The organism is Rhizobium redzepovicii, from assembly GCF_019793435.1.
In the GTDB taxonomy this organism is placed as follows: domain Bacteria; phylum Pseudomonadota; class Alphaproteobacteria; order Rhizobiales; family Rhizobiaceae; genus Rhizobium; species Rhizobium redzepovicii.
On record NZ_JAILYH010000004.1, the window covers coordinates 203,576 to 216,701 of the forward strand.

At 59.6% G+C, this 13,126-nt stretch carries 18 protein-coding genes; 12 read left to right on the top strand and 6 right to left on the bottom strand.

What is annotated here, in order from left to right; translation table 11 throughout:
- Nucleotides 1-238: 238 nt before the first annotated feature.
- From K6N12_RS08040 to K6N12_RS08055, 4 genes are all read left to right on the top strand, one after another.
- On the top strand, nt 239-1,315 hold the full coding sequence (locus tag K6N12_RS08040) for an ABC transporter substrate-binding protein (protein WP_097625309.1): 1,077 nt from the start codon (nt 239-241) through the stop codon (nt 1,313-1,315).
- A 76-nt stretch (nt 1,316-1,391) separates the two neighbouring features.
- The gene (locus K6N12_RS08045) at nt 1,392-2,207 is read left to right on the top strand and encodes an ATP-binding cassette domain-containing protein (protein ID WP_097625310.1); all 816 of its coding nucleotides are present in this window, start codon (nt 1,392-1,394) and stop codon (nt 2,205-2,207) included.
- A 34-nt stretch (nt 2,208-2,241) separates the two neighbouring features.
- A complete protein-coding gene (locus K6N12_RS08050) occupies nt 2,242-3,441 on the top strand; it encodes a sugar ABC transporter permease (protein ID WP_097625311.1) in 1,200 nt (399 codons plus the stop codon).
- 118 nt (nt 3,442-3,559) lie between these two features.
- Complete coding sequence (locus K6N12_RS08055; protein WP_097625312.1) at nt 3,560-4,432, top strand: MurR/RpiR family transcriptional regulator; 873 nt, start codon at nt 3,560-3,562, stop codon at nt 4,430-4,432.
- 64 nt (nt 4,433-4,496) lie between these two features.
- Here the strand turns inward: K6N12_RS08055 and radC are convergent, their stop codons facing one another.
- Both radC and map read right to left on the bottom strand, forming a co-directional pair.
- Nucleotides 4,497-5,324, bottom strand: coding sequence for a RadC family protein (radC, locus tag K6N12_RS08060; protein ID WP_097625463.1), 828 nt, complete (start codon nt 5,322-5,324; stop codon nt 4,497-4,499).
- 7 nt (nt 5,325-5,331) lie between these two features.
- Nucleotides 5,332-6,168 (bottom strand): type I methionyl aminopeptidase, encoded by an 837-nt coding sequence (gene map / locus K6N12_RS08065; RefSeq protein WP_097625313.1) that lies wholly within the window; start codon nt 6,166-6,168, stop codon nt 5,332-5,334.
- Nucleotides 6,169-6,416: 248 nt separating this feature from the next.
- Between map and K6N12_RS08070 the strand changes: the two genes are divergently transcribed.
- The 3 genes from K6N12_RS08070 (at nt 6,417) to K6N12_RS08080 (ending at nt 7,708) form a co-directional block, all read left to right on the top strand.
- Nucleotides 6,417-7,076 carry a TetR/AcrR family transcriptional regulator gene (locus tag K6N12_RS08070; RefSeq protein WP_097625314.1) on the top strand — a complete coding sequence of 220 codons (660 nt, stop codon included), beginning with the start codon at nt 6,417-6,419 and terminating at the stop codon, nt 7,074-7,076.
- Nucleotides 7,077-7,208: 132 nt separating this feature from the next.
- A complete protein-coding gene (locus K6N12_RS08075; RefSeq protein ID WP_003586917.1) occupies nt 7,209-7,382 on the top strand; it encodes a hypothetical protein in 174 nt (57 codons plus the stop codon).
- Nucleotides 7,379-7,708, top strand: coding sequence for a DUF6105 family protein (locus tag K6N12_RS08080; RefSeq protein WP_097625315.1), 330 nt, complete (start codon nt 7,379-7,381; stop codon nt 7,706-7,708). Before K6N12_RS08075 ends, K6N12_RS08080 begins: the two co-directional genes overlap by 4 nt.
- Here the strand turns inward: K6N12_RS08080 and ruvX are convergent.
- Nucleotides 7,648-8,139, bottom strand: a complete 492-nt coding sequence (gene ruvX, locus K6N12_RS08085; protein ID WP_097625316.1) for a Holliday junction resolvase RuvX — start codon at nt 8,137-8,139, stop codon at nt 7,648-7,650. The two genes, K6N12_RS08080 and ruvX, sit on opposite strands and share 61 nt — an antisense overlap.
- 227 nt (nt 8,140-8,366) lie before the next feature.
- On the opposite strand from ruvX, the gene K6N12_RS08090 reads away from it, so the two are divergent.
- The 4 genes from K6N12_RS08090 (at nt 8,367) to K6N12_RS08105 (ending at nt 11,345) form a co-directional block, all read left to right on the top strand.
- Complete coding sequence (locus K6N12_RS08090) at nt 8,367-9,071, top strand: metal-dependent hydrolase (protein WP_097625317.1); 705 nt, start codon at nt 8,367-8,369, stop codon at nt 9,069-9,071.
- A 69-nt stretch (nt 9,072-9,140) separates the two neighbouring features.
- On the top strand, nt 9,141-9,428 hold the full coding sequence (gene gatC, locus K6N12_RS08095) for an Asp-tRNA(Asn)/Glu-tRNA(Gln) amidotransferase subunit GatC (RefSeq protein WP_003578934.1): 288 nt from the start codon (nt 9,141-9,143) through the stop codon (nt 9,426-9,428).
- A 57-nt stretch (nt 9,429-9,485) separates the two neighbouring features.
- The gene (gene gatA / locus K6N12_RS08100) at nt 9,486-10,967 is read left to right on the top strand and encodes an Asp-tRNA(Asn)/Glu-tRNA(Gln) amidotransferase subunit GatA (RefSeq protein WP_097625318.1); all 1,482 of its coding nucleotides are present in this window, start codon (nt 9,486-9,488) and stop codon (nt 10,965-10,967) included.
- A 102-nt stretch (nt 10,968-11,069) separates the two neighbouring features.
- A complete protein-coding gene (locus tag K6N12_RS08105; protein WP_097625319.1) occupies nt 11,070-11,345 on the top strand; it encodes a hypothetical protein in 276 nt (91 codons plus the stop codon).
- 48 nt (nt 11,346-11,393) lie between these two features.
- Here K6N12_RS08105 and K6N12_RS08110 read toward each other — a convergent pair whose 3' ends face one another.
- Nucleotides 11,394-11,651 (bottom strand): YjhX family toxin, encoded by a 258-nt coding sequence (locus tag K6N12_RS08110; protein WP_003586907.1) that lies wholly within the window; start codon nt 11,649-11,651, stop codon nt 11,394-11,396.
- Between the two features lie 298 nt (nt 11,652-11,949).
- Between K6N12_RS08110 and K6N12_RS08115 the strand changes: the two genes are divergently transcribed.
- Entirely contained in the window at nt 11,950-12,435 is a 486-nt protein-coding gene (locus tag K6N12_RS08115; RefSeq protein WP_097625320.1) for a GNAT family N-acetyltransferase, read from the top strand.
- A 94-nt stretch (nt 12,436-12,529) separates the two neighbouring features.
- Here K6N12_RS08115 and K6N12_RS08120 read toward each other — a convergent pair whose 3' ends face one another.
- Together K6N12_RS08120 and K6N12_RS08125 are read right to left on the bottom strand one after the other, a co-directional pair.
- Nucleotides 12,530-12,904 carry a VOC family protein gene (locus K6N12_RS08120; protein WP_097625321.1) on the bottom strand — a complete coding sequence of 125 codons (375 nt, stop codon included), beginning with the start codon at nt 12,902-12,904 and terminating at the stop codon, nt 12,530-12,532.
- A gap of 6 nt (nt 12,905-12,910) precedes the next feature.
- Nucleotides 12,911-13,087: a hypothetical protein gene (locus K6N12_RS08125; protein WP_003586904.1), complete on the bottom strand. Its 177-nt coding sequence runs from the start codon at nt 13,085-13,087 to the stop codon at nt 12,911-12,913.
- Nucleotides 13,088-13,126: the final 39 nt, after the last annotated feature.

Consider the following 13,126-nt stretch of genomic DNA (forward strand, 5'->3'; position numbering starts at 1 on the left):
CCGCGCCCACGAAATTCTATGCGTAACTAGCAATGAAAATTGCACGTATTAAAAATGACATTAAGCATTGAAATATGGTTTGACTCAGTGATTATTGCTGATTAGTTTATTTTGCAATGGTTGTTGCAATTGAGGTTCTCGACAGCAATCATGGGCAGGCAGAAGTTTGGCGCTGGGAGGCGTCGTTCCTAGAAAATCTGTCGGTCCTGGATGCACTTTGTTCCATGGGAGGTAAGAGATGGAACGTCTGATCCGTGGCCTTATGGCCACAACAGTTATCGCAGTCGCAATGGGCGGCGTGGCAGTCGCGCAGGACAAGGCGAAAGTCTTCTTCTTGTTGCCAAATCAAACGACAATTCGCTTCGAAAGCCGCGATGCGCCGTTCTTCGTTCAGGCGATGAAGGAAAAGGCGCCCGACGTTGAAGTCGTGGTTCAGAATGCGCAGGGCGATCCCAATAAACAGCAGGCTCAGGTCGAAGATGCGATCGCTCAGGGGGCAAAGGTCATTCTGCTCACGTCTGCAGACGCGAACCTTGCCGCCGGTGAGCTTGCCGCGGCGGCCAAGGCGAATGTTCCTGTCGTTCTCTACGATCACGATGCTGTCGGCGGAAAGGCCGAAGCCCACATCGTCTTCGACTCGCTGGCGGTTGGTCAGGCGCAGGGCAAACGCGCTGCGGAACTGATCAAGGCCATGTCGAAATCGCCGGTCAAGGTTGCACGCGTCAAGGGTAACCAGGGCGAGTACGGCACCGGGCAATACGAAAAAGGCCAGAATGAATTTCTTCAGCCGCTGATCGACTCCGGAAAGGTCAAGGTCGTTTGCGAACAGTACACGCAGAACTGGGATCCGGTGCTGGCTCAGAACTTCGCCGAAGATTGCCTGACGAAGAATGGTGGCGACGTCGACGTCTTTCTCGGCATGAATGACGGCACTACCGGTGGGTCTGTTGCGGCGCTGATCTCCCAGGGAGCAAAGCCGGGAGAGAAGCTCGTCACCGGCGGCCAGGATGCCACGGTAGAGGCGCTCCGCTACATCGCGCAAGGCTGGCAGGACAACTCCGTTCTCAAGGACCTGAAGGTCCAGGCAAACGAAGCCGCGGAAGTCGTCGCATCGATCGTTGCGGGCAAGGGGGTGCCGAAAGACCTGGTCAACGGCAAGGTCAACAACACCTTCATGGACGTCCCGGCCGTGTTCCTGCCGGTGAGCAACATCACGAAGGACAATCTTGGCGACGTGGTCTCGAAAAGCGTTTGGACCTGGGCAGAAATCTGCAAAGGCATCGAAACGGCCGACGTCTGCAAGAAAAATCTTTAATTTGATCGGTTGTTGCGGGGGAGGGCGGCGCGGCCGTCTTCCTCCGTTGCAGGATCAAGACCCTTCCGAGGATGACATGACCGTGACCGATTCAGGGCGTTCACAGGATAAAGCCCTTTCAACCAAAAAGTCTGTTCCGCTCATTTCGATGCGCAACATTCACAAATCGTTCGGCTCGGTTCACGCCCTGCGAGGAGCCTCCGTTGAAGTCCATGCCGGCGAAATCGTCGCGATGGTGGGCGATAACGGCGCGGGTAAATCGACGCTCGTGAAGGTGATGGCAGGCGTCTACGCGGCTGACTCCGGAGAATATGAGATCGAAGGTAAGCCGGTTACGATCCGAACCCCGGCGGATGCCACTGCGCAAGGCATTGCGACGGTCTATCAGGATCTTGCGCTCTGCAACAATCTGGACGCTGTCCAGAATCTGTTTCTCGGTCGTGAATTGACCGGCTCGGGCATTTTCGGCCGCCGCATCCGCCGCGCGGAATGCGAAGTGCGCGCCCGCGAAGTCATGACGAGAATGCGTCTGGGCAACCTTTCGCTGACCCGGCCCGTTGGCGCCATGTCCGGCGGCCAACGTCAGAACATCGCGATAGCAAGATCCATTCTTTGGAAGCCCAAGGTGGTCATCCTCGACGAGCCCACCGCAGCCCTTAGCCACTCGGCGGCGCAACAGGTCGCAGACCTTATCCGCGGCCTGGCCGATGATGGACTGGGTATCGTCATTGTCAGTCACGACATCCACCACTTTGTCGTGAATTCGACCGACCGCATCGAAGTCATGCGACTTGGCGCGAATGCGGCGAGCTTTCGCTCCAAGGATGTGACCGGGGAAATGGTCGTCAACGCGATGGTCGGCGGCAACGAGGGTGTCAATCTTGCCGGCTGACCAGAACTCTTTCCATAGTCAAGGAACGAATACCATGGCCTCCATCTCCACAACCGCCGCGCCGAAGCGACGCACTTTCGGAGAGCTTCTCAACAGCGATCTGCGGGCGCTGCCCGTGGTCATCGCGCTGATCGCGCTGTGGATCTTCTTTGCCACTCAGAGCGATATTTTCCTCACGCCGCGAAATCTATCGAACCTGCTTCAGCAATCGACGGTCGTCGGCATGATGGCGCTCGGTTTGATGTTTGTCCTCCTGGTTAAGGAGATCGATCTTTCGATCGCGGCAATACATGGGGTCACGGCAGTCTTCAGCGCAAAGCTGATCGTCGATTATGGTTTCTCGCCCTGGCTGGCGCTGCCTGTTGCAATTGTGATCGGCGCAGCGATCGGGTCTTGTTCCGCGCGGTGGGTAAACTGGGTGGGAGTGCCATCGTTCGTCGTCACCCTGGGCCTGGGGCTTGCACTCAACGGCATTCAATTGCTTCTGCTTCCTGCGACCGCGCGTTATGCCTTGATGGGGACAGGGGTTGAATACATAGCGCAGACGACTGTCGCAGGCGCCAGCGCCTGGATCGCCTGGGCAGTTGGGTTGATACTGCTCGGAGGGTTGATTTTTTCTGGCGTCGTCCGGCGACAGCGAGCAGGCCTTGAAGTATCGATTCTTCATAGCGTGCTGCTTCCTCTCCTCGGAGCAGGCATTCTGGGGGCACTGGTTGTGCTCGTCCTCAATGCCAGTCAAGGCATTCCGTTGCCCGTTCTGATCTTTGTGTTTCTCCTTGGTATCGGCGGCTATGTCTTAGGCGAAACTCAATTCGGCCTTTATCTATATGCGGTTGGAAATAATGACGAAGCGGCACGCCGAGCCGGCATCAACGTGCCACTCATTCGAATGGCTGCCTTTGCAATCGCCGGCGGTATTGCGGCAATTGCTGGGATCGTTGCATCGTCGAGAACTCTCGGCGTCGGTGTCTTCTCTGGCGGCGGCGTCGGCGGTGGAACACTGTTGCTGGAATCAATCGCGGCGGCGGTCATCGGTGGCGTGAGCCTGTTCGGGGGGCGAGGCGCTATCCACGCAGCACTCTTGGGAGCCCTGGTCATCGGCACGGTCCAAAACGGCCTTAATCTCATGGGTGTGGAGAACGAAGTTCGTCTGATCGTCACCGGGCTTCTGCTGGTCCTCGCCGTTTCCATAGACAAGATCATTGAAAAGCTGACGGGACAACAGTCCTTTTGATCTTGCGCTGCAAGGGTTGCGGGCGGCTCCGGTAGCCGCCCGGCAAGGCAGATCGATTTGACATTGCCAATCTTTTGCTGTTCAGCGCATGATGCAATGAGATTTGCAGGTTTAGGAAATGGCGAAGATCGAACCACCGCGAGATTACGAGGAATTCATTCGTCTGGTTCATGACCGCTACGGCGACATGAGCAAAACCTATCAGAAAATCTCAGTCTATCTTACCCAGAGCCCGAATGATGTGGCAGTCCTCTCTGTCAATGCGATCGCGGAGCGCTGTGGCATTCACGCCTCCAGCTTCGTCCGTTTCGCCCAGTACCTCGGCTATGAGGGCTTCAAGGATCTGCAAGGCTTGTTTCAGCGCCGGCTCTCCACCGCCGCTCCTGGTTTCGAAGCGCGAAAGAAGGCATTGGAGACGGAGCTCGGTGCGCGGACGGATAGAAGCGAGGCGGGATTCCTTCGCGACCTCGTGGTGCGCGATATAGCGTCCTTACAGGACATTCTTGCGCAAATTTCCGGTGAGGACTTGGCCACAGCGGTCGACCTTCTGGAAAAAAGCGAGACAATCTTCTTAATCGGTCAGCTGCGTTCAGCGCCAGTGGTTGAATTGCTACGGTACGTTCTTACCATGCTTGGAAAGCGATGTGTTCTTCTCGACCCAGGTGGTGGGCTTGCCACATATATGGGGCGTACGATGAAGGATACGGATCTCCTCTTTGCCGTATCGTTTCGTTTCTATGCGACTGAAGTTGTGAACGTGGTGGAAGATGCGGCCGCCCGGGGCATTTCTATCGTCGCCATTTCCGACAGCACACTTTCACCTTTGGCCAAGTCTGCGACGGTTCTCTTCCCTGTCCCGGAGCATGAATACACGTTCTCGCGCTCTCTTGCTGCTCCGATGTGCCTGGCCCAGGCTTTGACTGTTGCGTTGGCAAGCCGCCTCCAGGGCAGCAAGGATGATCCTCGTATTCCGATCGTTACCGGACAATAGCGCGCCCATTTCCCTCAAAATCCAATCCGTCGATTCGACTGCCGCTTCCGCCGGCCCTGTGCTTTCAGATCAGCTTCAGCCCCTTCAGGCTGACATGGCCGTCCTTGCCGATGATGACGTGGTCGTGGACGGTGATATCGAGCGCCTTGGCCGCCTCGATGATCACCTTGGTCATGTCGATGTCGGCACGTGAGGGCGTCGGGTCGCCGGACGGGTGGTTGTGGACGAGGATGATCGCCGTTGCCGAAAGCTCGAGCGCGCGCTTGACCACTTCGCGCGGATAGACCGGCGTATGGTCGACCGTGCCGCGGCCCTGCACCTCGTCGGCGATCAGCACATTGCGCTTGTCGAGGAAGAGGATGCGGAATTGTTCGCGGGTCTCGTGCGCCATGGCGGCGTGGCAGTATTGAATGACCGAAGACCAGGAGGAGAGCACCTGCTTGCTTCTGATCTCGCTTTTCAGCGTCCGGTGGGCCACCGTCGAGATCAGTTTCAGGTCGAGCGCCACGGCCTCGCCGACGCCCTTCACCTCGGTCAGCAGCGCCGCCGGCGCGCCAAAAACGCCGGAAAGCGAGCCGAAGCGTTCGATCAGCGCCTTGGCGATCGGCTTGGTGTCGCGCCGCGGGATCAGGCGAAAAAGCAGGAGTTCAAGGATTTCATAGTCGGCAAGGGCGATGTCGCCCTGTTCGCGGAAGCGGTCACGCAGCCGCTCGCGATGGCCGTGATAATGCTCCTGAGCGGCGAGCGAAGCGGGCAGGGCGGCCTTGGCGTTCGGCGCGGCCGGTTTTTGCGGCTGTCCGCCGAAGAACGAGCGTTCGTCGGCGGCAACAGGCTCTTCGGTCTCAAAAGGCAGCTCGTCGTCGGAAGATGTCGCAACCGGCCTCTTCGCCATCGGATCGTCACCCGGCAAACGATGGCAAGCCCGGGCGGTCGAGCCCGCCTGGCGACAGCGTAAAGATCTCGCAGCCGTCGGAGGTGACGCCGATGGTGTGTTCGTACTGCGCCGAAAGCGACCGGTCGCGGGTGACCGCCGTCCAGCCGTCGGCCAGCACCTTCACATGCGGCCGGCCGAGATTGATCATCGGCTCGATGGTGAAGATCATGCCTTCGCGCAGTTCCGGCCCTTCATTGGCGCGGCCGTAATGCAGGATATTCGGTGAATCGTGGAACAGCCGGCCGACGCCGTGGCCGCAGAAATCGCGCACCACCGAACAACGCTCGGCCTCGGCATAGGTCTGGATCGCCTCGCCGATTGCGCCGGTGCGGGCGCCGGGCCTGACGGCGGAAATGCCGCGCATCAGCGATTCATAGGTGACCTCGAGCAGTCGCTCGGCGGCGCGCTTGATCGTTCCCACCGGATACATCCGGCTGGAATCGCCGTGCCAGCCGTCGAGCACGAAGGTGACGTCGATATTGACGATATCGCCCTCACGCAGCGGCTTGTCGTTCGGAATGCCGTGGCAGACAACGTGGTTGATCGAGGTGCAGGTCGATTTGGTGTAGCCGCGATAATTCAGCGTCGCCGGGTGGGCGCCGTGATCCATGCCGAAATCGAAGACGAACCGGTCGATGTCATCGGTCACCAGCCCCGGCTTGACGATGTCGGCCAGCGCATCGAGGCAGCGCGCCGTCAGCTGGCATGCCCTGCGCATGCCTTCGAATGCTTGCGCGTCGTAAAGCCGGATGGCGCCCGTATTCTTCGAGGGCGCGGAAGAGGCTTCGATATAGTTCACCATTGCAGGGCCTTAGCGGAGAATATTAGAATTGTTCATAATGTAGCTATGCCGGGTTCGTCCATCGCGATCAACCGTCGGGACGAGATTTCTCAGCAGATCCTAATCGCATAGCGGGCAGCCTCCCGCATCGGCTCATCGTCAAATCCTCGGACAGGATGGAATATCCACAATCTTCTCAAGAGGATAGGATTGATTGCATGAAGCCTCCTCGCTACTCACCGATTGGTGACAGTGGGGAAGGGTCGTTCGTGCTTGATGAAGCGGTAAAACTTGAAAATTTGCCTGAGGCCGGCGGCGAGCCGGAGCGGCGAGTGCGCGATCGGGGCGCCACCGAGCGCGCCATCCTTGCCGCCGCCAAGGGATTGCTGGCCGAGGAGGGCTTCCAGAATTTCGGCATCAATGCGGTCGCCCGCCGCGCCGGTTGCGACAAGCAGCTGATCTATCGTTATTACGGCGGTCTTGACGGTCTGGTCGAGGCGATCGGCGCCGATCTCGGCACTTGGGTGAAGGATCGCATTCCCGAAGATGCCGGCGGCATGTTCCTGTTGACCTATGGCGACCTGATGGAGCGGCTGTCGCTTCTCCTGCTCGACGCTTTGAGAAACGATCCGCTGATGCGCCGCATCCTCGCCTGGGAGATATCTGAGAACACCGAGCAGGTGAGGCGGCTTTCCGAAGCGCGTTCGAAGGCTTTGGCTCTCTGGCTGGAGCGCATGCGCGGCTCGCTGGCGCCGCCGAAAGGTGTTGATGCCGCGGCCGTCAATGCCGTCATCATCGCCGCGATCCAGCATCTCGTGCTTGCCGCAGCAAGCGGCGGGCAGTGCGCCGGTCTGTCGCTGAAGACGCCGAAGGACTGGGAGAAGGCGGCGATGGCGCTGAAGCGCATCGTGCGCGGCGTCTACGGCTGACAGCTCATTCATCCACAGGCAGCGGCTGCCGCGTTAACCTTAATGAATGGTTTACGTTGCCTGGCCTGGGTTAACCCGACAGTGTGAAGGGGAGCAGAGATGGAATGAGTAAGAGCCCCCGAGTTGACATCAATGGGAACCAGGATCGCCAAAGCCGCCTTTCTCGTGACTGCGATGATGTTCTTCGCGGTCCTGGCGCTGGATATCGCAATTCCGACGCTGGTGCTGTGCATCATGGCATTGTCGACCCGGTTGGTTTCCCTCGATCTGCCCGTCGCGCGCAAGCATGGAGGTGAGGCCGCATGAAGTGGTTTCTGATCTTCTGGGCCGGCCCCATCGTCTTTCTGGGCGGATGGTACTGGCTCTCCTATTACGACATGAATTTCGGCATCTTCATGCTGTCGCGGCAGGTCCATGACCTGACGTTCCAGCTCTATGGCGAGGCGCTCGGCATTCCGCCGGAAAACATTCCGCCGCTCGTTGCCCGCGCCATCGCCGTCGACAGTCTCGTCGTCTTCGCCATCCTCGGCTTCCGGAAACGCAGGTCGATCGTCGCCTGGTGGAAGGCGCGTCAGCTGAATTCGTCTCCATCGGATCTCGCCAGCAAGGAAAGCCTGTCGAGCGCGCCTTGAAGGATGAAGCTCGCGGCGGCCGAATCGATCCGTTCGGCCCGTTTGGCGCGCGAGACGTCCATTTCGAGCAGCGTCCGTTCAGCCGCCACCGTCGATAACCGCTCGTCCCAGTAGACAAAGGGCAGCGCCGTCTTCTGCTCCATATTGCGCACGAAGGCGCGCGTCGCCTGCACCCGCGGACCTGCCGATCCGTCCATGTTCATCGGCAGACCGATGACGAAACCCGCGACCTTTTCCGATTGTGCAAAATCCATGAGCGCCTGCGCATCGATGGTGAACTTGACGCGCCGGATCACCGGGCGGGGCGTGGCGAAACGCCGCCCGAGATCGGACATCGAAAGCCCGATCGTCTTGGTGCCGAGATCGAGGCCGGCAATGGCCTGCCGCGGGGCAAGCGTCTCGGCCATTTCCTCGATCGTCAGCACCGTCATCGCCATTTCATCCCGTCAAAAGAAATTGAAGTCGCCACCGCTTTTCTTTGCGGCCGCATGAGATATGTCCATAGAGCATGATGCCGAAAAGTGTGAGCGGTTTTCTCATGACATCATGCTCCAATTGTTTGATTGAGATGCGGATTCAGATTTTAGGCAGATCCGGCCTGAAATCATCTGGACCTTCCCGAACGGGCTTTTGCATCACGTAATAAAGGAGAGATTTGATGAAGATCACCTGGCTTGGCCATTCCGCCTTCCGCATCGAGATCGGAAAAGCGACGATCCTGCTCGATCCGTTCCTCAGCCATAACGCTTCCTTCTCCGGCCAGGATATCAAGGATGTCTCTGCAGGCGTTACTCATATCCTGCTGACGCATGGGCACGGCGACCATGTCGGCGATACAGTGGCGCTTGCCAAGGAAACCGGCGCCGTCGTTCTCGCCAATGCCGATCTTGCCGCCTGGCTCGGCTCCAAGGGTCTCGACAGGCTCGAGATGGGCAATACCGGCGGCACGATCGCGCTCGGCAGTTTCTCGGCGACCTTCACCAATGCGCTGCACTCGTCTGCCCAGATCACCGAAGACGGCGTCTCGCATGCGCTCGGCAATGCCAACGGCCTGATGCTGCATTTCGAGGATGAAGCCTCGATCCTCGCCATGGGTGATACCGACATCTTCGCCGACATGGCGCTGATCAATGAGTTGCACCAGCCCGATATCGGCCTCGTGCCGATCGGCGACCGCTTCACCATGGGCGGCGCCGTGGCGGCCCTTGCCTGCCGGCGCTATTTCAACTTTAAGACCGCGATTCCCTGCCATTACGGCACCTTCCCGATCATCGAGCAGACGGCCGATAAATTCGTTGCCGGCATGGAGGGATCGAAGACGGATGTGAAGGCGCTGAAGCCCGCGGAGAGCCTGTCGATCTGACGAAATCCCGTTGCACCGGGCGGACATGGCCTTTATAGCGGGTAGGAAAAATCCCATCCGGAGAATGCCATGTCCGTCGACCTTGCCACCGTGAAGCGCGTTGCCCACCTTGCCCGTATTGCCGTCTCCGAGGACGAGGCAAATCGCATGGTCGGCGAGCTGAACGGTATCCTGGGCTTCGTCGAGCAGCTCTCCGAAGTCAATGTCGATGGCGTCGAAGCGATGACATCCGTCACCCCGATGGCGATGAAGAAGCGGACGGATGAGGTGACCGACGGCAGCAAGGCCGCCGATATCGTTGCCAATGCGCCCGTCACCGATCACAATTTCTTCCTGGTGCCGAAAGTCGTCGAATAGGGCTTCAAGCCTCTTTCCGACCCCTGTTGCCATTTTCAGATCTGAAGCGAAAACATCATGAGCGAACTCACCAGCCTGACCATTGCCGAAGCCCGCCGCAAGCTGCGCGCCAAGGAAATCACCGCACTCGAACTGACCGAGGCCTATATCTCGGCGATCGATGCGGCCAATGGTCATCTTAACGCCTATATCAAGGTGACGCCGGATCTCGCCCGCCTGATGGCGAAGAACTCCGACGAGCGCATCGCTGCCGGCAAGGCCGGCGAACTCGAAGGCATCCCGCTCGGCATCAAGGATCTCTTTGCCACGGTAGGCGTCCACACCCAAGCCTGCAGCCATATTCTCGATGGTTTCGAGCCGCGCTATGAATCGACCGTCACGCAGAACCTCTGGGATGACGGCGCCGTCATGCTCGGCAAGCTGAATATGGACGAGTTCGCCATGGGCTCCTCCAACGAGACCTCGCATTATGGCGCGGTGATCAACCCCTGGCGTGCAGCAGGGTCCAACCAGCAGCTCGTTCCCGGCGGCTCCTCCGGCGGCTCGGCCGCGGCCGTTGCCGCGCATCTTTGCGCCGGCGCCACCGCAACCGATACCGGCGGCTCGATCCGCCAGCCCGCCGCCTTTACCGGCACCGTCGGCATCAAGCCGACCTATGGCCGCTGCTCACGCTGGGGCACCGTCGCCTTCGCCTCCTCGCTCGACCAGGCGGGCCCGATCGCCCGTGACGTGCGCGATGCCGCCATCCTTCTGAAGTCGATGGCCAGCGTCGACGCCAAGGACACGACGTCGGTCGATCTGCCCGTTCCGGATTATGAGGCAGCCCTTGGTCAGTCGCTGAAGGGCATGAAGATCGGCATTCCAAGCGAATACCGGGTCGACGGCATGCCTGAGGAGATCGAGACCCTCTGGCGTCAGGGCATCGCCTGGCTGAAGGATGCCGGCGCCGAAATCGTCGACATCACGCTGCCGCACACCAAATACGCACTTCCGGCCTATTACATCGTCGCTCCGGCCGAGGCATCATCGAATCTGGCGCGGTACGACGGCGTGCGCTACGGCCTGCGCGTCGACGGCAAGGATATCGTCGACATGTACGAGAAGACGCGCGCCGCCGGCTTTGGCCAGGAAGTCAAGCGCCGTATCATGATCGGCACCTATGTGCTGTCGGCCGGTTATTACGACGCCTATTATATCCGCGCCCAGAAGGTCCGCACGCTGATCAAGCGCGATTTCGAACTCGCCTTCGACGCCGGCGTCGACGCCATCCTGACGCCGGCAACCCCGTCGTCCGCCTTCGGCGTCGCCGATGAGAACCTCGCTGCCGACCCGGTGAAGATGTATCTGAACGACATCTTCACCGTCACGGTCAACATGGCCGGCCTGCCTGGTATCGCCGTGCCCGCCGGTCTCGACCAGAAGGGCCTGCCGCTCGGCCTGCAGCTGATCGGCAAGCCCTTCGACGAGGAAACCCTCTTCAAGACTGCTCACGTCATCGAGCAGGCAGCCGGCCGGTTCACGCCGGCCAAGTGGTGGTAACAGGCCGCACGATCCCGCTCTTCCAGAGCATGGGCGTCGAATGCGAAAAGGTGCATCTTAAGAAGCTGTTGGCTGATCGATAACGGGAATCAGGAGGAGCGTGTGGCGACCAATGATCTTGCGCGATTGATCGAGGCAACTGATCGCCTTGCAGCCGGCGGCTTCACCATGGGCGCGGATTGGCAGGCGGTTCACGAAATCTGTCAGCGCCACGAGGGCGAGCAACCGTTCGATTGGGGCCATGCGCTCTGCCATCGCATCGAAGGCGACGACTGGAATGCCGACTACTGGTATCGCCGCGCCGGCAAGCGACGCGGCACGGGCACGATGGCCGAGGAATGGTCGGCGATGCGGACGGAACTCTCTGCAAAGGCCTGAGACTAGTCCTGACCGCGCCGTTCGAGACGCGGCCAGGATGGTTGGTTGCTATCTGTTGTTCAGCTGCGACCTGACCAGCTTCAGCCCTCTTTCGGTGATCCGGTAGGGCTGGCCACTGGAGGACTTGATCGCTCTCAGCCGCTTCAGCCTGCGGAAGAGATCGAGGTCGACGCCGGGATAGAGCCAGCCATCGCGGGTGAAGCAGCTGACCGCCTCGATCTTCCTGTCGTCGTCGCGGGAAATTTCGATGCGGCCGCCTTGGGCCATGAGATGCAGGATGCGCTGCTCCGTGCGGGAAATGTCCATCTGTTGAGATCCGGTATCGCGCCCGGCAGGGCGCACAAAAACGATCTGGCGCTCCTTCGAACGTCAGGGCTTCGTTTTTTCGGGCCATGCGCGCAAGCGGACTTGCGGGCAGGGCCTTTACCGGGTCTGTGACTGGCTCAACATAAGGAGTTTATTATTTCGATCGCAAAAGGCGGTCAAGACCGCGATCGCCGATCAAACCGGTCGAAAACTCCAGTTTCCAGCCATCGTCCCGCTGGGGGGTACTGGTAAATTCCCCGACTCAATGGTCTAGTTGCGGGGTAACGCGGAGGTGTCGTTGATCCACATTCGCAATGCCCGCGACGGCGAAGCGGAGCTGTTGAGCGAGATCGGGCTGAGGGCCTGGCAAAAAGCGATGGCGTCGATCGGCGAATCGGACGCGATGATCGATGCAGCCCGCAACGCCTTTCGCAACTTCGTGGAAAACGACTGGCTGACCATCACCGTCGTCGAGCAGAACGGCCAGGTCGCAGGCTGGGCAGCGCGCGAGGGATTGGACGAAACCATCTCGGATTTCTGGATCGATCCGGCCTTCATCGGCCAGGGGTTGGGCTCCGCCCTTCTCGAGCGGATCGAAAAGGAGATTGCCGAGCAGGGCCTGGAAAAGGCGGCGATGCAAACCCATTCCGGCAACAACGAGGCGATCGGCTTCTTCCGCAAGCACGGCTACAGCATCCACTGGCTCTCGGTCGCCTATAATCCGAAGCTCGACCGCGACGTGCCCTCGGTCGGGCTGACGAAATCGCTGGTTTCGGACGGTTAGGGTGGGTACGGGCAGGAATTCTGACATTTCGAAAGTCAGGCGGAAAGCGAAAGATTGCTCGCTTTGCGAATATCAGTGTTCAGCCCATAGCGGACTATTCGGACGTCACGCAAAAATTGTTGCCTTCGGGATCATACAATACGCTGTAGCTATTCGTTTCGCGGACGAATGTCGCACCGAGGGATAAGAGCCGCTGAACTTCTTTTTCTCGATCTGGAGCGGCGATATCGAGATGTACGCGGTTGCGGATGGGACGTTCTCCCCGACGAAGGTGGAAGCAAAAGCGCAGGCCCGGACCATCGACCATCACGGTCGGGTCCGTGTCAGGTGTCAGTCCGATCGCGGCGAGGCGGGCCAACTCCGCATCGTCATAGGGCATCACTTCGTAGCCATCGAGCGCAGCCGCCCAGAAACGAGCAACCCGTGAGGGGACGTCGCAATCAACCACGATTTCTTTCAGCTTTGCCATAACGCTTTACAACTTATCCGATCGACGCTGGAGAACGCGCTCAAAGATCGCTCCGCCGATTGCCGGCAGCAATGCGAAAAGAATGAGTTGTGGTGTTCCCTGCAGCGTCAACAGGGCGGAAATGGTCAACGCGATCAGCACTCCCGCCAAGGCTCCGGCCAGATAGGGAAGATAATCCTTCAATACTGCCTCCGTCGTGCGAAGATCTCAAATCAAAGCGGC